A 20,440-nucleotide genomic window follows, 5' to 3' on the forward strand; every position below is an offset into this window, starting at 1 on the left:
CCCCGTGTCACAGCAGGAGGAGAGCGCTCTCCCTCTGTATGCCTCAGCAGGTGTTCAGAGGGTCCGCAGCAGTTGTTCGGCGCCGGCGACCGCGAGGAGACCGGCGCCCAGCAGCCACATGGCCACCCGGGTCCGGCCCTTCCGGCTCAGCTCGATGACCACGCCGCACACGATCAGCGCCGCCCCGTACACGCCCACGACCAGGACCGACGGCTGGTCGCCGAGCCGCACCACCAGCACAGCCGCCGCGACGGCCATGAAGAACGCGGCGACGACGATGCGGATCCGGCGCGCCTGCCGGGGAGTCAGCGGCTGATGACGGAAGTCGCGGATCAGGGCGAGCCGCTCCCGCGGTGTCGCGTCCTGCCATCGCGGGCCGAGCTGCTGGCTGTCGAGTTCTTCATCGCCGGTTGTGGTCACGGGCTGAGCCTAGGGCCTGGGACGTGGCCCGCGGCCACTTCACCGACCAGTCCGTTCAGGACCCGGCGTGACGCCCGCATCAGATCGGCGACATCCCCGGCAGACAGGGAGTAGACCACGGTGTCCTTCTCACGGGTCGAGGTGACGATCCCCGACCGGCGCAGGATCGCCAGCTGCTGCGAGAGGTTGGAGCGCTCCACCTCGATCGCGGCCAGCAGCTCGCGGACCGGCATCGGCCCGTCCTGCAGGAGCTCCAGGACCCGGATGCGGACCGGGTGCCCCAGCATCCGGAAGAGCTCCGCCTTCGCCTGGTACAGCGGAACCGGCACGGTCCTCACGTCCTCTCGCCCCCGTCGGCCGCGGGGAGCTCGACACCATGGAGCCTGGCCAGCCCCAGCGATTCCTCCAGCGCGTCGAGGGCCCCGGAGATCGCCCCGTACTCGCCGCTGTCCACCGCTGCCGCCAGGGCGGCACGCGCTTCCGCCACCTGCCCACGGACCGCCTCGGGTGTCATCTCCGTCATCGCGCCTCCCGCATGCCGCCCCCCTTGATGAGGACATGATGTACGGAAGTGAAGAATTCTTCAATTCACCCGGCCAGGCCGGTTCGCGCTCACCGCGGTGGAGCGCTCTCCCTCTTCTGACGTGATGGCGGCACCGCCGCACTCATTCCTGCGCAGAGAGCGCTTCCACCGATTGGAGATGCCATGACAGGCAGTCCCGGCACCATCCGGCCCCGCCGGAAGCCCCATCGACACCCCTGGCGGTCCCTCGTCCTGACCCTGGTCGCCGCACTGGTGGCAGCCCTTTCCCTGACTGCGGCCGGAGCCCCCGCGCAAGCGGCCGACGCGCTGCTGTCGCAGGGGAAGCCGGTGACGGCGTCGTCCACGGAGAACGCCGGCACTCCCGCTTCCGCGGCCGTCGACGGCAACGCCGGGACCCGTTGGTCCAGCGCCGCCGCCGATCCGCAGTGGCTGCGGGTCGATCTCGGCGCGACCGCCACGATCAGCAAGGTCGTGCTCAACTGGGAGACCGCGTACGGCTCCGCGTACCGGATCCAGACGTCGCCCGACGGCACCGACTGGACCACGGTGTACACGACCACCACCGGCGCGGGCGGCACCGAGACCCTCAACGTCACCGGCAGCGGCCGGTACGTGCGGATCAACGGGACCGTCCGGCACACCCAGTACGGCTACTCCCTGTGGGAGTTCCAGGTCTACGGCACCACCGGCCCCGCCACTCCCGCCTGCGGCACCGCCGACGCCGCGCTGAACCAGCCGGCGACCGCGTCCTCCACCGAGAACGCCGGCACCCCCGCCACCGCGGCGGTGGACGGCAACGCCGGGACCCGCTGGTCCAGCGCCGCCGCCGACCCCCAGTGGCTCCAGGTCGACCTCGGCACCGGCCAGAGCATCTGCGGAGTGCAGCTGAGCTGGGAGACCGCCTACGCCAGGGCCTACCAGATCCAGACCTCGGCGGACGGCATCAACTGGACCACGATCCACTCCACCACCACGGGACCGGGCGCGACCGAACTGATCACGCTGTCGGGAACCGGCCGCTACATCCGCGTGTACGGCACCCAGCGCGCCACCGCGTACGGGTACTCGCTCTGGGAGTTCCAGGTCTTCACCACCGGCGGCGGCACGCAGCCGCCCCAGGACGGCTCGGCGCTGCTCTCGTACAACAAGCCGGCCACCGCCTCGACCTACCAGAACGCCAACAGCTGCACCGGCTGCACCCCGGCCAAGGCCCTCGACGAGGACCCGGCCACCCGGTGGGCGACCAGCGACACCGACGGCTGGGTCGACCCCGGCTGGATAGCCGTCGACCTGGGCGCGACCGCGCACGTCACCAAGGTCGTGCTCCAGTGGGACCCGGCCTACGCCACCGCCTACCAGATCCAGGTCTCGCCCGACGGCACCAACTGGGCGAGCATCTACTCCACAACCACCGGCAAGGGCTTCAAGGAAACCCTGACCGTCGACGGCAACGGCCGCTATGTGCGGATGTACGGCACCGCCCGCAGCAGCAGCTACGGCTACTCGCTGTGGACCTTCGACGTCTACGGCACCGGCGGCAGCCCCACGGCGCCGCCCGCCCTGCCGCCGAACCCCGGAAACCCCGAACACCTGGTGTGGAGCGACGAGTTCAACGGCGCTGCGGGCACCAGGCCGGACACCGGCAAGTGGACCCAGGACGTCGGCAACGGCCAGAACGGCGAGCTCGAGTACTACACCAACGGTGACAACACCGCCATGGACGGCGCGGGCAGCCTCGTCATCGAAGCGCGCAAGGAGGCCAGCGGCCAGTACACCTCCGGCCGGATCAACACGTCGGACCACTTCAACTTCACCTACGGCCACGTCGAGGCGCGGATCAAGGTGAGCGGCACGCAGGGCCTGTGGCCCGCGTTCTGGATGCTCGGGTCCAACTTCAAGACCGGTACGCCGTGGCCGAACTCCGGTGAGATCGACATCATGGAGCATGTCGGCAAGGTCGCCGACTCGGTCTACTCCACGCTGCACGCCCCGGCCTACAACGGCGGAAACGGCTACGGCTCCCCGTACACCCTCGCGGGCAGCGACTTCGCCTCGGCCTTCCACATCTACGCCGTGGACTGGGACTCCACCCACATGACGTTCTCGGTGGACGGCCACGCCTTCTTCACCGCGGACAAGGCGGTGGTGGAGTCGACGAGGGGCCCGTGGGTGTACGACCACCCCTTCTACCTCATCCTCAACAACGCGGTCGGCGGTGACTGGCCCGGGGCGCCCGACGCCACGACCGTCCTCCCGCAGAAGATGCAGATCGACTACGTGCGCGTCTCCCAGTAGGACGCCGCCGCCACGCCCGCTCGGGCGCCGGCTGCCGGTCGGGCGCCGTCCGCACCTGGACGGGGCCCGACCGGCATTTCGGCATGCATCGTTGGAAAGAAGGTCCGCGCAGTCCACGCAGGACATCAACGATGGGTGCCGGATGGCGAGTTCCAGGCCGGACACATTTTGGAAATGCGGGAACCGAACGCTTGTCGGCGCCGCGCAGCGCGTATATAACGTTGTAAAGCCGAGTGGCGGGAGAGCCTCCTCAGCCGCCGGATCACCGGTATCGGCGCACGTCACCTCGCTGCCCGGGCACCGCGCTCCCCTCGCGCGGTGGTCCGCCGGCGTGCGCGCCCCGCAGAACTCCAGGACCGGACCACGTACTGCTCGGCGGCACCGCCGTCGTACCCAAGGAGTGTCGTGAGCATGACCACCCAGAGATCCCGCACCCTCGCCGCCGCCTGTGTACTCGTCGTGATGGCCGGGCTGGCGACCGCCGGCTGCTCGAAGCAGGAGACGACCGACAAGGCCACCGGCGACACCGGCGCGGGAGCGCAGACCGTCGCGCCCACCACCGGTGCCGCGGGCACGGGCTGCACGCTGCAGAGCTACGGCGCCACCAAGCTGGACCTCAAGAACGCGGTGGTCGGCTTCTCCCAGTCCGAGAAGGAGGCCAACCCCTTCCGGATCGCGGAGACCCAGTCGATCAAGGACGAGGCCGCCAAGCTCGGTGTGAAAAAGCTGCTCACCACCAACGCCCAGTCCCAGCTGCCCAAGCAGATCAGCGACATCCAGGACATGCTCTCCCAGGGAGCGCAGCTGCTCATCGTCGCGCCGCTCAACTCCGACGGGCTGGAGCCGGCGCTGCAGGCCGCCGCGGCCAAGCACGTCCCGGTCATCACCATCGACCGCAAGCTCAACGCCACCGCCTGCAAGGACTATGTGGCCTTTCTCGGCTCCAACTTCGTCGAGCAGGGCAAGCGCGCGGCCGACGCGATGATCAAGGCGACCGGCGGCAAGGGCAAGGTGGCGATCCTGCTCGGGGCGTCGGGCAACAACGTCACCACCGACCGCACCAAGGGCTTCGTGGACCAGCTCAAGGCCCAGGCGCCCGGACTGGAGATCGTCGCCCAGCAGACCGGCGAGTTCGCCCGTGACAAGGGCCAGCAGGTCATGGAGCAGCTCATCCAGTCCAAGCCGGACATCACCGCCGTCTACGCCGAGAACGACGAGATGGGCCTCGGCGCGGTCACCGCGCTCAAGGGCGCGAACAAGAAGCCGGGCAAGGACATCAAGATCGTGTCGGTCGACGGCACCCGCAACGCCGTCCAGGCGCTGGTCAACGGCGAGTACAACGCCGTCATCGAGTCCAACCCGCGCTTCGGGCCGCTGGCGTTCGCCACCGCCCAGAAGTTCTTCGGCGGCGAGGGCATCCCGGAGAACGTGATCATCTCCGACCGGGCGTACGACGACAGCAACGCCAAGGCGTCGCTGGGCGGGGCGTACTGACCCGGGCCCACAGCCCCGAGCCCGAGGCCGCAGGCCGCGCGACGGGCCGCCCCCGCACAGGCGCGGGCGGTCCGGACCCCCACCAGCTCTCCCCCGGAAGGCCACGACCATGGCACCATCCGAAGCCGTCGAGGCGGCGTCCGTGCCGGCCGGCACCGCGGAACCACCCGGCGCACCGGCCGTGTTGGAGGCCGTCCGCGTCAGCAAGCGCTTCCCCGGCGTGGTGGCGCTCGACGAGGTGTCCTTCGCCCTTCGGGCCGGTGAGATCCACGCACTGGTCGGGGAGAACGGCGCCGGCAAGTCGACGCTGATCAAGCTGCTCACCGGCGTCCACCGCCCGGACGGCGGGGAGCTGCGGCTCGGCGACGCCCCGGTCTCGTTCCACCGCCCCTACGAGGCGCAGCAGGCGGGGATCTCGACCATCTACCAGGAGGTCAACCTCGTCCCCCTGATGAGCGTGGCCCGCAACATCTTCCTCGGCCGTGAGCCCAAGAACCGGTTCGGTCTGATCGACTTCCCCCGGATGCACCGCGAGGCCGCCGAGTTGCTGACCGGCTTCGGGGTCAGGGCCGATCCGCGCCGGCCGCTGCACACGCTCGGCGTCGGCACCCAGCAGATGGTGGCCCTGGCGCGGGCGGTGTCCGTGCGGGCCCGGGTGGTCGTGATGGACGAGCCCACGTCCTCGCTGGAACCGCGCGAGGTCGAGACGCTCTTCCGGGTGATCGGCGAGCTGCACGACCGCGGCATCGCGATCGTCTACGTCAGCCACCGGCTGGACGAGCTGTACCGGATCTGCGACCGCGTCACGGTCCTGCGGGACGGCCGGCATGTGCACACCGGCGAGCTGCGCGAGCTCGACCGGATGCGGCTGGTGTCGATGATGCTCGGCCGCGAGATCGCGGAGGTCCGCCGGCACGGCACCACCGGTTTCGGCGACGGGCACCAGGCCGAACGTCGGCCCGTACTCACCGCGACCGGGCTGACCAGCGGGCTGGTACTGCGTGACGTCGGCCTGGAACTGCATCCGGGCGAAGTGCTCGGGCTGGGCGGACTGCTGGGCTCCGGTCGCAGCGAGACCGCCAAGGCCGTGGCCGGGGCGCTGGCGCTGGACGGCGGCGAGATCAGCGTCGGCGGCCGCCCCCTGCGCCGGCTCACCCCCGCCGCGGCGATCAGGGCCGGGATCAGCCTGCTGCCCGAGGACCGCAAGGCCGAGGGCATCGTCCCCGGTCTGTCGGTCCGGGAGAACATCGTGCTCGCCGCGCTGCCCCGGCTCTCGCGCGCCGGGATCGTCTCGCGCGGGCGGCAGGACCGCATCGTCGACGTGTTCATGAAGCGGCTGCGGATCAAGGCGTCCAGCCCGGAGCAGAAGGTCGGCGAACTGTCCGGCGGCAACCAGCAGAAGGTGCTGCTGGCCCGCTGGCTCTGCCTGGAGCCCAAGGTCCTGCTGCTCGACGAGCCCACCCGCGGCATCGACGTGGGCGCCAAGGCCGAGGTGCAGGCGCTGATCGACGACCTCGCGCAGGAGGGTCTGGCGGTGCTGCTGATCTCCTCCGACATCGATGAGCTCATCGAGGGCTCCGACCGCATCCTCGTCCTGCGCGGCGGCGCGGTGGCGGGCGAACTGACCGGCGACCGGGTCGAGGAGAGCGAACTCCTCGCCGTCCTGGCCGACGAGACAGCTGATGAGACAGCTGATGCGACAGTCGGTGCGACGAAGGGATCCGCGGTCCCCGAAGAACCCGCTGCCCCCAAGGAGGACCGGCGATGACCGACGTCCCCATCACCCTCGCCGCCCGCGGCCTCGACAGGTCCGGGGTCACCGGACTGCTCCAGCGGTACGGCGTCTACGGCGCCGTCGCCGCGCTCCTGGTCTTCAACGCGGTCTTCACCGACCACTTCCTGACCGTCGGCAATCTGCGCACCCAGCTCGTCCAGGTCTCCCCCATCGTCATCGTCGCGCTCGGCATGGCGCTGGTCATCGGCACCGAGGGCGTCGATCTGTCGGTCGGGTCCACGATGGCGCTCGCCGGCGCGCTGCTGCCGCTCTACCTCGGCTACGGCCTGGCCCCGGCGCTGCTGCTCGCGCTGTTCGCCGGGGTCGTGGTCGGCCTGGTGAACGGCTCGTTGGTCGCCCTCGTGGGACTGCAGCCCATCGTCGCCACCCTCGCGCTGTTCGTCGGCGGCCGCGGTCTGGCGCTGGTCATCGCGGACGGACAGCTCAAACAGATTCAGAACCGCGACCTGTTGGGCCTGGGCACCGACAGCCTGCTGGGCATCCCGCTGGTCGTCCTGATCGCCGGAGTGCTCGCCGTCGTCATCTCCTTCCTCGTCCAGCGCACCACCTTCGGGCGGCAGCTGGTCGCGGTCGGCGGCAACCGGGCCGCCGCCGCGCTGGCCGGTCTGCCCGTCAAGCGCGTGCTGATCGGCGTGTACGTGGTGTGCGGTGTCCTGGCGGCGCTGGCCGGTGTCCTCGCCACCGCGCGGCTGACCGCCAGCGATCCCTCCGCGCTCGGCAATCTGATGGAGCTGTCCGCCATTACCGCCGTGGTCGTCGGCGGCACCCCGCTGACCGGTGGCTCGGTACGGGTCCTGGGCACGGTGACGGGCGCCCTGCTGATGCAGCTGCTGCACGCCACCCTGGTCACCCACAACCTGCACGACTCCACCGCCCAGATGGCCCAGGCGGCCATCATCCTCGTCGCCGTCTATGTCGCCCGGGAGCGTCGATCCCGATGAAATCCCTCGTCAAAGCCACCTCCGCACCCACCGTTCCCCGACAGGCGGCCCCGGCGTACACCGCCCGCCCCACCGGCCGGCAGCGCGCGGCCGAACTGCTGCAGCGCCAGGGCGTCCTCGTGGTCCTGCTGCTGGTGGTTCTCGTCTCCTCGTTCGTCTTCCCGTCCTTCGCGAGCCTGGACAACGCGCGCGGCGTGACGGTCCAGGCGTCCTTCCTGTCGATCGTCGCCCTCGGGATGACGCTGGTGATCATCACCGGCGGGATCGACCTGTCCGTCGGTTCCGTCTTCGCGCTCGGCGGCGTGCTCGCGGCCTGGGCCTCGCAGTGGGGCGTGCTGCCCGCGCTCCTGGTGCCGCTCGCCGTCTGCGGGGCGATCGGGGCGGTGAACGGCCTGCTCGTCGCGCGGGCCGGCATGGCGCCGTTCATCGTGACGCTGGCTTCGCTGCTCGGCGCCCGTGGACTGCTGCTCGCCCTCACGCACGAAGGCGCCACCACCTATCTCGTGCCGCGCGGCTCGGCCTTCGCCGAACTGGGCGGCGGCAGCCTCGGGGGCTTCGGGTACCCGGTGTTCATCGCGCTGGCGCTGTTCGCGGGCGGCGGTCTGGTGCTGCAGCGCACCTCGTTCGGCCAGACCCTGTTCGCGGTCGGCGGCAGCAGCGACGCCGCCACCTTGATGGGTCTGCCGGTGGCCAGGACGAAGGTCCTGGTCTACGTGCTGAGCGGGCTGCTGGCCGGGCTCGCCGGCGCGCTCAACGCCGCCCGGCTCTCCTCGGGCGTCACCATCATCGGGGTAGGGATGGAACTCGACGCCATCGCCGCCGTGGTGATCGGCGGCACGCTGCTGGTCGGCGGCGCGGGGTCGGTCTCCGGCACGCTCTGGGGTGTCCTGCTGCTGGCGGTGATCCAGAATCTGATCAACCAGATCGGCTCGCTGAACTCCTCCTACCAGTCGGTCGTCAGCGGCGGCTTCCTGATCCTCGTGGTGGTCGCCCAGCGCTCTCTGTCCACGGCCCGCCGCAGTACCTGAACCCGCCCGGCTCCGCCGCCGGTCGTGGACCGGGCGGAGCCGGACGCAGCACACTGGGGCCGGAAACCGCCGGGTCTCAACAGCCGGGCCCCAACAGCCCGGATCTCGACAGCTCGGCCGAAGGAAGGACATTCGTGGGCGCCAGCCTCAAGGACGTCGCGCAGCTGGCGGGCGTTTCCATCAAGACCGTCTCGAACGTGGTCAACAACTATCCGCACGTCACTCCCGGAATGCGCGCGAAGGTGCAACGGGCCATCGACGAGCTCGGCTACCGCCCCAACCTGACCGCCCGGCATCTGCGCAAGGGCCGCACCGGAATCATCGCGCTCGCCGTCCCCGAACTGGGCAACCCGTACTTCGCGGAACTCGCGGGCGCCGTCGTCGACGCCGCCGCCCGGCACGACTACACCGTCCTGCTCGACCACACGGCGGGCGAACGGCAGAAGGAGATCCTGGTCTCCCAGGGCTTCCGCGCCCATGTCATCGACGGCCTCATCCTCAGCCCCATCGAGCTGGAGGCCGCCGACCTGCTGGGCCGGACCGACGACGCCCCGCTGGTGCTGCTCGGTGAGCGCGAGTACGACGCGCCCTACGACCAGATCGCCATCGACAACGTCTCCGCCGCGCGCACCGCCGTACGCCATCTCACCGGGCTCGGGCACCGCCGGATCGCGTTCCTCGGCGCCCGCAGGGAGAGCGCCAGGCAACCCGCCCATCTGCGGCTGCGCGGCTGGCGGGAGGAGCTGACCGCCGCCGGACTGCCCTGCGACGACTCGCTGGTGGCCGCCACCGACGGCTACGGCCGGGTCGACGGCGCCGCCGCCATGAACGCCCTGCTGGACCGCGGGGAGCGGCCCGACGCCGTCTTCGCGTACAACGACCTGATCGCGATCGGCGCGATGCGCGCGCTGACCGACCGCGGGCTGCGGGTACCGGACGATGTCGCCGTGGTCGGCTTCGACGACATCGAGGAGGGGCGGTTCTCGACCATCGCCCTCACCACGGTCTCCCCCGACAAGCAGGCCATCGCCCGGCTCGCGGTCGAGCGGGTGGTGGCCCGGCTCGCGGGCGCCCCCCACTTGGTGCCGGAGCGGATCCAGCCCGGCTACACGCTGGTGGCCAGGGAGTCCACCGCCCGCCGGCCGGGCTGATCCGGGCCGCCCTCCATGGGCACCGACCGCCGCGTATCCGTCCAGCACCGCACCCTTCCCGAGGACTCACCATGCCCCGACCCGCAGCGCACCGTGAACCGTTCGGCGTCACCCCGGACGGCCGGGCCGTGGACCGCTGGACGCTGCGGTCGGCGACCGGAGTCACCGCCGAGGTCCTCACCTACGGGGGCATCCTGCACGCCCTCACGGTCCCGGACCGCGCGGGCCACAGCCGTTCCGTCGTCCTGGCGCTGCCGGACCTGGAGAGCTACGCCGCACCGAACCCGTATGTCGGAGCCCTGGTCGGGCGCTACGCCAACCGCATCGCGGGCGGCCGGTTCACCCTCGACGGGCAGGAACACCACATACCGGCCAACGACCACGGGCACGCCCTGCACGGCGGCCCCGAGGGTTTCAACAGCCGGGTGTGGCAGGCGGAACCGGTCGGCGACGGCGCCGACGTACGGCTGACGCTGCGCAGCCCCGACGGCGACATGGGATTCCCCGGTGAGCTGACGGTGACGGCGACGTACGCGCTCGACGACCGGGGCACGCTCTCCGTCACCTTCGAAGCCGTCACCGACCGGCCGACCGTCATCAACCTCACCCACCACGCCTACTTCAACCTGGCGGGAGCGGGGGTGGGGGCAGGGGCTGGGTCGGGGCCGGGCGCTGTGCTGGGCCACTGGCTGAGCGTCGGCGCGGACAGCTATCTCCCGGTGTCGGCGGACGCGATCCCGCTCGGCCCGGCCCGGGAAGTGGCCGGCACGCCCTTCGACTTCACCGCACCTCGGCGGCTGGGCGACGGCCTGGCGACCGACGATCCGCAGCTGAAGGACGCCAACGGCTACGACCACTGCTGGGTCCTGCGCCCGCCGGAGGGTCCTGACGGTCTGCGGGCCGCCGCCCTGCTGCGCGATCCCGCGTCCGGCCGGGAACTCCAGGTCTGGACGACCGAGCCCGGCCTGCAGGTCTATACGTCCAACCACCTCGACGGCTCGCTCACCGACGCCGAAGGCAACCGCCATGAGCGGCACGGAGCCGTCTGCCTGGAGACCCAGCACTTCCCCGACTCACCGAACCGGCCGTCCTACCCCACGACCGTGCTGCGTCCCGGCTCCGCTTTCCGCAGCCGCACCGAATTCCGCTTCCCCCACCTGCTCTGAGCGTGCGTCGGTGGTCCCGTGGGGCGGCGGTGTGCCGCCCCACGGAAGCCGGTCAGGAGCGCTGAACCGGTCAGGACGCGGTACAGGTCAGCGTGGGCGACGTGTTGGTGCCGCTCCAGGTGCCCTGGATTCCGAAGGAGGTCGACGCGCCGGGGGCGAGCATGCCGTTGTACGTGAGGTTCGCGGCACTCACCCCCGTACCGGACTGCTGGACGGCCGCGTTCCAGAAGCTGGACACGTGCTGCCCGTCGGGCCAGGTCCAGTTGACCGTCCAGGACCTACTCGGCGCTGTCCCCGAATTGGTGACGGTGACGGTGGCGTTGAAGCCCGGGGTCCACTGGCTGTCGACATGCCAGCCCGCCACACACCCGGATCCCCCGCCACCCCCGCCGGAGGCTGTGGTGGCGGTGACGGCGCCGGACGCGGGCGAGGCGTTCCCGGCCGCGTCATGGGCCTTGACGGTGTAGACGTACGCGGTGGACGGGGTCAGACCCGTGTCGGTGTAGGTGGTCCCGGTGCTGCTGCCGGCCAGCGCGCCGCCACGGTAGACGTCGTAGCCGGTGACGCCCACGTTGTCGGTGGCCGCGCCCCAGGAGAGGGAAGCGGTGCTGCTCGTGGTTCCGGTGACCGCGACGTTCGCGGGAGCACTCGGCGGCTGGGTGTCGCCGCCTCCGCCGCCGGAGCCGAAGGAGGGCGCCTTGATGCTGGTCAGATAGGCGTCCTTGGCGGTGTTGACGGTGGTCCAGTCGTCGTTGAGGATCCCGCCGGTGTCACCGGAGTTGGGGTTCCAGGACCAGAACGTCCACTGGAAGGCGTCGCCCCCGTACTGGGCCGTGGGCCGCAGATACTGCACCAGCGTCCTGAGCCAGGTCTGGTCCACGGAGGACTGCAGGGTGGTGCCGAACTCCCCCAGCCAGACCGGGGCGGTGTTCTGCTGGAAGAGATAGCCCCAGTTCTTGTTCCAGATGCCCGCCATGTTGTTGGGGAAGGTGGGGTCGCTGAACCAGGTCTGGGCGAAGACGCTGGTCGCGTAGTCGTGCGCGGAGTACACGAGCCGGTTGGCGACGTTCAGCCGGACCGGGTTCTGGCCGGCGCCCTGCAGGTTGCCGCCCCACCAGTACGAGTCGCCGTTGTAGGTCTGGATGCCCTCGACGAAGACGAGGAGGGACGGGTTGGCCGCGAGCACCGCGTTCCCGCCGCGCTCGGCCGCCAGCCGCCAGTCGACAGAGGTGTCGCCGCAGCCCCAGCAGGCAGGGTCGTGCGGTTCGTTGTGCAGATCGATGCCGATGACGGCGGGGTTGCCCCGGTAGCGGGTCGCGAGGGCGGTGAGGTCGCCGATCCAGGTCGACTCGGGAACCGCGCCGGTGTACCAGAGCGCCGACTGGGCGCTGGAGTCGGGACGGTGCCGGTCGAGGATGACCTTGAGGCCGATCGTCCCGGCATAGTTGACGATCTTGTCCATCACCTGGAGCGACGTCAGGCCCGGGAGATCCGCGTTCATGCCGCCGGAGGTGTTGATGCCGTTCGGGACGGTGCCTTTGAAGATGTCGTCGCTGTACGGCAGCCGGATCGTGTTGTAGCCCAGCGACTTCATCTGGTCGATCATGCTCTTGTAGTCGCGCGACCAGAGGCCGTGCGGCACGTAGTTGGCGGTCTCGAACCCGAACCAGTTCACTCCGGCGATCCGGACCGGCTGGTTGGCCGCGTCCAGGATCTGCCGTCCGCTGGTGTGCCAGTAGCCCGCTCCGACGGCGGCTGCGGGTGCGGCTGAGGGTGCGGCGGGCTCGGTACGGGTGGGTAAGGCGGTGTCGGCGGCCTGCGCGCCCTGGGTTCCGGCGAGCGGGATGAGCAGCGCGGCCATGACGGCGACGGCGGTGCCGGCCGTGCGCAGTCGGCGCAAGAGATGGAACACGTCCCTGGTCCTCTCTGACGATTCAGCTCTTCTGACAGTTCAGCTCTGACGGTTTCAGCTCGGGATGGTGCGGCCCTGGTGGTGCGGCTCTGATCATTCAGCGTGGGAGCGCTTCCACTTATCTCGGAACTTCACCTCCGCAATCCGCGTCAAGGGACTGGTCAGGAGAAGGGATCTGCGGCACGATTCCTTCAGTTTTCATAGCCACGGACGACCACAGTGGCCCCGCGCCATAGAAGCGACGCCTGCAGACGGCGTCAAGATGCCGAACAGCGTTCATCTCTTGAACGAACATTCCTGATGCGAATCGAAGAGAAGTGGGCACGATGAACCGAAAAAATATGGGAGCGCTCCCATATATCCGTCGTTGGACCACGTTCCTCACCGCCACGGCCGCCGCCACAGCGACCGCGCTCTGCGTCCTGTCCACTCCGGCCTCAGGCGCCACCACCACGACCGCCGACCACTCGGTCCCGGCCGTCACCCGCTTCTACACCGACCTCGACAGCAAGGCGGCGCACCAGGCGGTGGCCGACCTCAGGGCGCACGACTACGCCGGCGCCCTGTCCATGGCGAAGCTGGCCTCCTGGCCGGTCGCGCAGTGGTTCAACGGCACGAGCACGCCCCAACAGACCACCGCCGACATGGCGAAGCTGCAAGCCAAGGCCGCGTTGCAGGGCCAGGTGCCGGTGGCGGTGGCCTACAACGTGCCGGGCCGCGACTGCTCGCAGTACTCGGCGGGCGGCGCGTCGAACTCCACCGAGTACGCCGCGTGGATCGACGCTCTCGCCCGCGGCATCGGCAGCCACCGCACCGTCGTCATCCTGGAACCGGACGGTCTGGCACTGAGCCCGGCTTACTGCGGCGGCACCGCCGCCCAGCAGACGGACCGCATCGCCGAGATCCGTGCCGCCGTCCAACGACTGGAGCGGCAGTCCGGCGCGGTCGTCTATCTCGACGCCGGGCACAGCGCCTGGCAGAACGTGGGGGTGATGGCCGGATTGCTGGTCGAAGGCGGTATCGCTCAGGCACAGGGCTTCTTCCTGAACGTCTCCAACTACCAGACCGACGCGGACCTGATCCGTTACGGCACCCAGGTCGCGCAGTGCACCTGGTACCTGCGCAACGTTCCCGGTGCGACGGGCGGCGACTGCGCGAACCAGTATTGGCCGGCCGCCGACGCGGACGCCTGGTACGCGAGCCATGTGCCCGCCGCGGCCGTGCTCCCGCACTTCGTGATCGACAGCAGCCGCAACGGCCAGGGCCCGTGGACCCCGACCGCCGACTACAGCGACCCGCAGACCTGGTGCAACCCCCCAGGACGCGGACTGGGCACCCGTCCGACCAGCAACACCGGCGTCCCGCTGCTCGACGCGTTCCTGTGGATCAAGGTCCCCGGGGAGTCCGACGGCAGTTGCACCCGCGGCACTTCGGGAACCACCGATCCGGAGTACGGCATCACCGACCCGGCCGCCGGCGTCTGGTGGGCGGACCAGGCCCACGGCCTGACAAATCGGGCCCTCCCGGCCCTGACCTGGAACCTGGGTCGGCCGTAAACCGGTACGCGGTGCGGCACACCTGACCGGACCGCACCGCGTACCTCCAGGCCCCCCGGCGTTCTCAACGCATCTCCCCGCACCCGGCCACCACCAACGCCACCCCGTCCGACCGGACCCTCGCGGTTCCGGTCGGACGGGGTGGCGTTGCGCTTTACATCGTTAAATGACAACGACGGACCATCCCACCCCTGCACCGACGGTAAAACTCCAGGCCGCGCCGGTGCCGCACCCTTGCCGGGTCCGCCACAACCCCCGTACCGCAGTGGCTGATTGCTGCCGGAGGTCTGGACAGTGACTTGGCGGCGTGCTGTCATTCCGCTGGGCATGGCATTTCCAACGTTAGAAGGACTGCTCCCAACACCCCCTGCCACGGAAGGACTTGCACGGCACCGACGGACCCAGCACGGCCCACCCCCACGAAGGAGCCGCTCTGATGAAACGCCCACCCGGCACCGGGAACGCGCCCTGGCGGCGCCGGCTCGTCTCCGCGTTCGCGGTCCTGGCGCTCGCCGCCGGCGCGCTGGCCGCGCTCGGTCCGGCGCCGGCCAGTGCCGCCACCTGGTCGCCGAAGCCCTCCCCCATGACCACCCCCTGGACGAACCAGGTTTCGGTCGACAACCCGCTGCCCGAGTACCCCCGCCCCCAGCTCACCCGGCCCGACTGGGCCAATCTCAACGGCATCTGGGATTTCGCCGTCACCGGCCGTGACGCCGGCCAGCCCGCAGTGTTCGGCGAGCAGATCCGCGTCCCGTTCGTCGCCGAGTCCGCACTTTCGGGCATCCAGCGCAAGATCACCCAGAACGACAAGCTCTGGTACAAGCGCACGTTCACCGTCCCCTCCACCTGGAACGGCCGCCGCGTTCAGCTCAACTTCGGCGCCTCCGACTGGCAGACGACGGTGTGGGTCAACGGCCGTCAGGCCGGGGCGGTGCACAAGGGCGGCTACGACGCCTTCAGCTACGACATCACCTCGCTGCTGACCGGCGGTTCCAACACCGTCGTGGTCTCCGTCTACGACCCGACCCAGACCGGTGGCCAGGCCGTCGGCAAACAGCGGATCAACGATGTCGCCCCGCACCCGGGCGGCGGGATCTTCTACACCGCGGCCTCCGGAATCTGGCAGACCGTCTGGCTGGAGCCCGTCGCCGCCGCGCACATCACCCGCGTGGACATGACTCCGAACCTGGCGAACAACACGCTGCGCGTCACCGTCAGAGGCGACGGCATCAGCGGCCAGAGTGCCAGGGTCACCGTCTCCGCCGCGGGCGGCACGGTCGGCACCGCGACCGGACCCGTCGGCACTGAGTTCTCCGTCGCCGTTCCCAACGCGCATCGGTGGAGCCCGGACGATCCGTTCCTGTACGACGTGCGCGCCGATCTCACCAGCGGCGGCGCGACCGTCGACTCGGTCGGCAGTTACACCGGGATGCGCTCGATCGCGCTCGCCAAGGTCGACAACATCATGCGGCCCGTCCTGAACGGGAAGTTCGTCTTCCAAAGCGGCACCCTCGACCAGGGTTTCTGGCCCGACGGCATCTACACCGCGCCGACCGACGCCGCGCTCAGGTCCGATCTGCAGGCGCACAAGGACCTGGGCTTCAACATGGTCCGCAAGCACATCAAGGTCGAACCGCAGCGCTGGTTCTACTGGGCCGACCGGCTCGGGCTGCTGGTGTGGCAGGACATGCCCGCCATGGACACCGGCAAGTCACCGGACAGCGCGGCGCGTGCCCAGTGGGAGACCGAGTTCCACGCCGTCATCGACCAGCACCGCAGCTCCCCCGCGCTGATCCAGTGGGTGGACCAGAACGAGGGCTGGGGCCAGTACGACCAGGCCCGTATCGCCAATGACGTCAAGGCCTACGACCCGTCCCGCCTCGTCGACAACATGAGCGGCGTCAACTGCTGCGGCTCCGTCGACGGCGGCAACGGGGACGTCGTCGACAACCACAACTACGTCGGACCGGGCAACACCGCTCCCAGCCCCACCCGTGCCGCCGTGCTGGGTGAGTACGGCGGGCTCGGCTTCAAGGTGGCGGGCCATGAGTGGTATCCGGGTGGCGGTTTCAGCTACGAGGACCAGCCGACCCTGACGGCCCTCAACGACCGGTTCACCGGGTTGCTGGACGCCATCCGCCTCAACCAGCTGCCCGCCGGCCTCTCCGCGTCGGTCTACACCGAGATCACCGATGTCGAGAACGAGGTCAACGGCCTGCTCACCTACGACCGCCAGGTGATGAAGGTCGACGCGGCCCGGGTGAAGGCCGCCAACCAGGCTCTGATCAACGCGTCCCTCAACCCGCCGCCACCGGTCGTCCTCCCCGTCGGCCAGTACAAGTCCCTGCGGGTCACCACACCGGGCTTCACCAACCGGTATCTGCGGCACACCAACGCACTGGCCTACACCGAGGTCGTCGACGGCAACAGCAGCGCGGTGCTGAAGAGCGACGCGACGTGGAAGATCGTCACCGGCCTCGCCAACAGCGCCTGCTACTCCTTCGAATCCCGCAACTTCCCCGGCGAGTTCCTCCGCCACCAGAACTTCCGGGTCCGGCGGGATCCCGACGACGGATCGGCGCTCTTCAAGGCCGACGCCACCTTCTGCGCCGTCCAGGGCAACGGCGGCGTCCGGTTATCGGCCGCCAACTACCCGGGGAGCTATATCCGGCACATCAACGCCGAGGTCTGGCTGGCCACTCCGGGCGGCGGTCACACCTGGGACAACCCGGCCACCTTCACCGAGGACACCACCTGGGCCGTCGACCCGCCCTGGGCGCCGTGAGCTGACCACGACGCCGAACCACGGGGCGCCCTGACCGGCGGCTGGAAGGGGTTCGCCTCCCTCCTCACCCCTCCAGCCGCCACCCGGCGCCCCGCGTGTGACCCACCGCACACGGAAATCCGGGCGGCCCGGGGATTGCACGGACCGCCGCCGCCCTCTCCACCGGCACAGGGACAAAGGGACAACACACGGAAGGCGGTCCCATGCCGGTCCAGAGGACACCCGGAGCCCGCACACCGCGGACGGCCGGAACAGCGACACCGCCGGAAACGGCCGGGGGGACGTCGTCTCCCCGGCCCTACCCTCCCGTTCCGGGAGTGCGCCATCACCACGTCACGGTCGACGGCGTCCGGTTGCACTACGCCGAGGCCGGCGACCCGGGCGCACCGCCGGTGCTGCTCGTCCATGGCTTCCCCCAGCACTGGTACACCTGGCGGCACCTCCTGCCGGGACTGGCCGGCGAGTACCGGCTGATCTGCCTGGACATGCCCGGCTTCGGCTGGTCGCAGGCGTCATCCGGCGGCTACGGCACGGACCGGCGGGCGGCGGACCTCGTCGCGGTGCTGGACGCGCTCGGGCTGGAGCGGGTGCGGCTGCTCGCCCATGACTGGGGCGCCTGGGCGGGGTTCCTCGCGTGCGCCCGGTCTCCCGAACGCTTCAGCCACTTCCTGGCGCTGAACATGGTCCACCCCTGGCCGACCCGCCGGAACACCCTCCGGCACGCCTGGCGCTTCTGGTACACCGTGCTGCTGGAGTGGCCACCGCTCGGCCGTCAGGTCCTGCGGCGCTGGCCCGCCTTCACCCGCTACTTGTTGCGGCGCGGGGTGGCCGACCGCGCGGCCTGGCGCGCGGGCGAGATCGAGGAGTTCGCCACCGCGGCCCGGCAACCGCACAGCGCGCGAGCCGGTGAGGGGATCCACCGCGCGTTCGTGGCGCACGACATCGCGGCCCTGCGCCGCAAGGAGTTCCATTCCCTGCGGCTGACGGTCCCGACCGTGATCCTGGCGGGAGAGCGCGACGTGGTCATCCCGCCGGGGCTGCTGGCGGGCGGTGAGCTCTTCGCCGACGCACTGGCCGTCGAGGTGCTCCCGGGGTGCGGGCACTGCCCGCAGCACGAGTGGCCCGAGCTGGTCGTGGCGGCGGCCAGGCGTTTGTTCGCGAGCTGAGTTGATGCGACGCTCTCCCGCAGACCGTGCGAAGGGGAGCCGATCCGATGGGCGATGCCCGATGAGCGACGACGCCGGCTGGCCGCGGGCCGGTCTGGATCCGCTGCGGCGTCTGAAGGTGGTCGCGGGGGCCTCGAAACACGCCTTTTACGTCGAGCACCACTTCGACGCCGCCCCGGACCAGGTGTGGGCGGTGGCAGCCGACCTCGAGGGCGAACTGCCGCACCTCATCCCTGGGCTGCGCTCGTTCACCGCCGAACGGGCAGCGGACCGGCGGACTGCGGATCGGCGGGCCGACGACGACCGACGGGCAGCCGACGACCGACCGTCCGACGACCGGCTGTCCTTCCGGGCGGTGAGCGTTCTGGGCCACCGGGAGCGGTTCGAGGTCGTGCTGCGGCCGGGCTGGTGTCTGATGCAGAGCCGGCTGCTGGCCGGTGGCATGGCCGCGGTGCCCGAGGGGACGGGCACCCGGTTCGCCTTCTTCAGCGCCTACCGCTCCCCGGCCGGCGCCGCACTCCAGTGGCTGCGCCGGCCCGGGGCGCGGGCGCGCGGCGCCGCCCTGATGGCCGCACTGCAGGGGCGGATCGACGCACGGTCACTTCCCGGCGCCGCCCCAGGCGCCCCGGAATGACCTTCTGGCACGGAACAGCCGGGATCTGACGGTCCCCAGCGGTACCGCGAGCACCCGCGCCACTTCCTGCTCGTCCAGCCCCTCGACGTGACGGAGCATCAGGACGGCGCGGTGCTCGGGCGAGAGTCTGCGCAGCACATCCCCGATGTCCTGGGCGAGTTCCGGGTCGCCCGGCGCGGGCAGTTCTGACAGTTCCGCCGGCACCGTCCGCTGCCGCTGTCCGGCGAGGCGGACGGCTTCACGGACGGCGATCACCCGTACCCAGCCGAAGAGCGCCGCGGGCTCCTTCAACTGCCGGATGTGACGGAAGACCGCGATCAGCGCCTCCTGCGCCGCGTCGTCCCCGTCCTCCAGGGCCACCGGGCCGCAGATCCGGCCGACGTACGGGGTGAGGACGGTGAGCAGTTCGTCCATCGCCAGCCGGTCGCCGCGCTGCGCGCCCGCCACCAGCAGGGCCAGTACAGCCGGATCCCGCTCCCCCGCACGGCTCTCGCCGGCTTCCTCCGCCACTGCGCCCCCATCGGCCGGGGCCGACTCTAACACCGGCTCCGGGCTGCCCTGCGAGGGCCGTTCCCGCGGTGTTCAGTGCCTCCGACGCACGTCAACCACCGTTCCGGCGGGCCGGAATCACGCCACCCGGGCTCACCCGATGCCCGGGCCCGCGTCCGAACCCGACCGCGCTCCACGCCGGTGGACGGCCCAGCTCTGGATCTCCGCGGCCGAGACGGCCTCGATCGCCTCCACCAGCACCCGGCGGGCGTCGGCGTCCCGTTCGTCCTCCGGCAGCAGCCGGTACCGCTCGACGGCGGGGCGCAGCCGCGACCAGGACTCCGCGGCCAGCACGTAGCGCTCGGTGTGGTTGAAGACCTGGCGGAACCCGCCGATGAAGACGGCGATTCCCGCCACGGTGGCCGTGACGGCGGCGGGTGCCTGGATTCCGGCCGCGACCACCGTGGCGGAGCCCGCCGACAGCGCGCCCAGTTCGGTGGTCCAGTGCCATCTGCGGGCGCCGTCACGAGTGCGCGCGTACCAGTCCAAGTCCGTGAGGGCGTAGGCCAGTACGGGGTCGTCGGGAGCCGGTGGCGGGGCGGGAGTCCGTCTGCGTATCAACACTCGAACATGTTGCCCCGCGATCGGGGCAGGCGGAACGCATCAGGGAAGACCGTTGTCCGAAGTGGCACCCGGGAACCCCTCGCACCTGGGCTGCGTCCCTTTCAGTGCGGGGAGGGGAGTGGGTCGGCCCCGCGGAAGTGGTACGTCGAAAGGAAGGAACGCACCATGGGCATTCTCGCCTGGATCGTCCTCGGACTCATCGCCGGGGTCATCGCCAAGGTCCTGCTGCCCGGACGTGATCCCGGCGGCATCATCATCACCACGCTGATCGGTATCGCGGGCGCGTTCGTCGGTGGCTGGCTCTCCGCCCGCCTCCTCGACAAGCCCGTCGGGCACCAGTTCTTCGACCTGGCCACGTGGGGTGCGGCCATCGGTGGCTCGCTGGTCCTGCTGATCCTCTACCGGATCTTCTTCGGCGACTCGCGCGCACGCCGCTGACC

18 protein-coding genes are annotated in these 20,440 nt (G+C 70.6%); 12 read left to right on the forward strand and 6 right to left on the reverse strand.

The genetic code is table 11. The features are described from left to right. Window positions 1-54: 54 nt before the first annotated feature. From G3I60_RS07360 to G3I60_RS07370, 3 genes are read right to left on the reverse strand one after another with little or no spacing between them, the layout of a single operon-like run. A complete protein-coding gene (locus G3I60_RS07360; RefSeq protein ID WP_244809595.1) occupies window positions 55-420 on the reverse strand; it encodes a hypothetical protein in 366 nt (121 codons plus the stop codon). Then, window positions 417-749, reverse strand: coding sequence for a metalloregulator ArsR/SmtB family transcription factor (locus G3I60_RS07365; RefSeq protein ID WP_138354211.1), 333 nt, complete (start codon window positions 747-749; stop codon window positions 417-419). The genes G3I60_RS07360 and G3I60_RS07365 overlap by 4 nt, the downstream gene beginning before the upstream one ends. A 5-nt stretch (window positions 750-754) precedes the next feature. Next, window positions 755-943 carry a hypothetical protein gene (locus G3I60_RS07370; RefSeq protein ID WP_138354212.1) on the reverse strand — a complete coding sequence of 63 codons (189 nt, stop codon included), beginning with the start codon at window positions 941-943 and terminating at the stop codon, window positions 755-757. 183 nt (window positions 944-1,126) lie between these two features. On the opposite strand from G3I60_RS07370, the gene G3I60_RS07375 reads away from it, so the two are divergent. The 7 genes from G3I60_RS07375 to G3I60_RS07405 all read left to right on the forward strand — a co-directional run bounded on the left by G3I60_RS07375 (window position 1,127) and on the right by G3I60_RS07405 (window position 10,834). Beyond that, window positions 1,127-3,259: a discoidin domain-containing protein gene (locus tag G3I60_RS07375; protein WP_164293476.1), complete on the forward strand. Its 2,133-nt coding sequence runs from the start codon at window positions 1,127-1,129 to the stop codon at window positions 3,257-3,259. 411 nt (window positions 3,260-3,670) lie between these two features. Beyond that, window positions 3,671-4,753 (forward strand): ABC transporter substrate-binding protein, encoded by a 1,083-nt coding sequence (locus tag G3I60_RS07380; RefSeq protein WP_164606908.1) that lies wholly within the window; start codon window positions 3,671-3,673, stop codon window positions 4,751-4,753. Window positions 4,754-4,862: 109 nt separating this feature from the next. Beyond that, window positions 4,863-6,521: a sugar ABC transporter ATP-binding protein gene (locus G3I60_RS07385; protein WP_164293474.1), complete on the forward strand. Its 1,659-nt coding sequence runs from the start codon at window positions 4,863-4,865 to the stop codon at window positions 6,519-6,521. After that, entirely contained in the window at window positions 6,518-7,489 is a 972-nt protein-coding gene (locus G3I60_RS07390) for an ABC transporter permease (RefSeq protein ID WP_164293473.1), read from the forward strand. Before G3I60_RS07385 ends, G3I60_RS07390 begins: the two co-directional genes overlap by 4 nt. Then, window positions 7,486-8,517, forward strand: a complete 1,032-nt coding sequence (locus G3I60_RS07395) for an ABC transporter permease (RefSeq protein ID WP_164293472.1) — start codon at window positions 7,486-7,488, stop codon at window positions 8,515-8,517. Before G3I60_RS07390 ends, G3I60_RS07395 begins: the two co-directional genes overlap by 4 nt. A gap of 134 nt (window positions 8,518-8,651) precedes the next feature. Beyond that, window positions 8,652-9,668, forward strand: coding sequence for a LacI family DNA-binding transcriptional regulator (locus tag G3I60_RS07400; protein WP_138354218.1), 1,017 nt, complete (start codon window positions 8,652-8,654; stop codon window positions 9,666-9,668). A 71-nt stretch (window positions 9,669-9,739) separates the two neighbouring features. After that, entirely contained in the window at window positions 9,740-10,834 is a 1,095-nt protein-coding gene (locus tag G3I60_RS07405; protein WP_164293471.1) for an aldose epimerase family protein, read from the forward strand. A gap of 70 nt (window positions 10,835-10,904) precedes the next feature. On the opposite strand, the gene G3I60_RS07410 is transcribed toward G3I60_RS07405, so the two are convergent. Beyond that, window positions 10,905-12,695: a cellulase family glycosylhydrolase gene (locus G3I60_RS07410; protein WP_164293549.1), complete on the reverse strand. Its 1,791-nt coding sequence runs from the start codon at window positions 12,693-12,695 to the stop codon at window positions 10,905-10,907. Between the two features lie 377 nt (window positions 12,696-13,072). Here G3I60_RS07410 and G3I60_RS07415 point away from each other — a divergent pair, with 377 nt between their 5' ends. The 4 genes from G3I60_RS07415 (at window position 13,073) to G3I60_RS07430 (ending at window position 18,887) form a co-directional block, all read left to right on the forward strand. After that, window positions 13,073-14,302, forward strand: coding sequence for a glycoside hydrolase family 6 protein (locus G3I60_RS07415; RefSeq protein WP_239069618.1), 1,230 nt, complete (start codon window positions 13,073-13,075; stop codon window positions 14,300-14,302). Window positions 14,303-14,738: 436 nt separating this feature from the next. Further along, window positions 14,739-17,087: an AbfB domain-containing protein gene (locus G3I60_RS07420; RefSeq protein ID WP_164293470.1), complete on the forward strand. Its 2,349-nt coding sequence runs from the start codon at window positions 14,739-14,741 to the stop codon at window positions 17,085-17,087. Between the two features lie 317 nt (window positions 17,088-17,404). Beyond that, the gene (locus G3I60_RS07425) at window positions 17,405-18,253 is read left to right on the forward strand and encodes an alpha/beta fold hydrolase (protein ID WP_164293469.1); all 849 of its coding nucleotides are present in this window, start codon (window positions 17,405-17,407) and stop codon (window positions 18,251-18,253) included. Between the two features lie 61 nt (window positions 18,254-18,314). After that, window positions 18,315-18,887 carry a hypothetical protein gene (locus tag G3I60_RS07430; protein WP_164606910.1) on the forward strand — a complete coding sequence of 191 codons (573 nt, stop codon included), beginning with the start codon at window positions 18,315-18,317 and terminating at the stop codon, window positions 18,885-18,887. On the opposite strand, the gene G3I60_RS07435 is transcribed toward G3I60_RS07430, so the two are convergent. Next, window positions 18,852-19,301 carry an RNA polymerase sigma factor gene (locus G3I60_RS07435; protein WP_164293546.1) on the reverse strand — a complete coding sequence of 150 codons (450 nt, stop codon included), beginning with the start codon at window positions 19,299-19,301 and terminating at the stop codon, window positions 18,852-18,854. The two genes, G3I60_RS07430 and G3I60_RS07435, sit on opposite strands and share 36 nt — an antisense overlap. A gap of 228 nt (window positions 19,302-19,529) precedes the next feature. Continuing rightward, window positions 19,530-20,000 carry an SLATT domain-containing protein gene (locus G3I60_RS07440; protein ID WP_343240926.1) on the reverse strand — a complete coding sequence of 157 codons (471 nt, stop codon included), beginning with the start codon at window positions 19,998-20,000 and terminating at the stop codon, window positions 19,530-19,532. Between the two features lie 165 nt (window positions 20,001-20,165). Between G3I60_RS07440 and G3I60_RS07445 the strand changes: the two genes are divergently transcribed. Continuing rightward, window positions 20,166-20,438 carry a GlsB/YeaQ/YmgE family stress response membrane protein gene (locus G3I60_RS07445; RefSeq protein ID WP_138354225.1) on the forward strand — a complete coding sequence of 91 codons (273 nt, stop codon included), beginning with the start codon at window positions 20,166-20,168 and terminating at the stop codon, window positions 20,436-20,438. Window positions 20,439-20,440: the final 2 nt, after the last annotated feature.

The sequence above is a fragment of the Streptomyces sp. SID13666 genome (assembly GCF_010548325.1).
Classification (GTDB): domain Bacteria; phylum Actinomycetota; class Actinomycetes; order Streptomycetales; family Streptomycetaceae; genus Actinacidiphila; species Actinacidiphila fildesensis.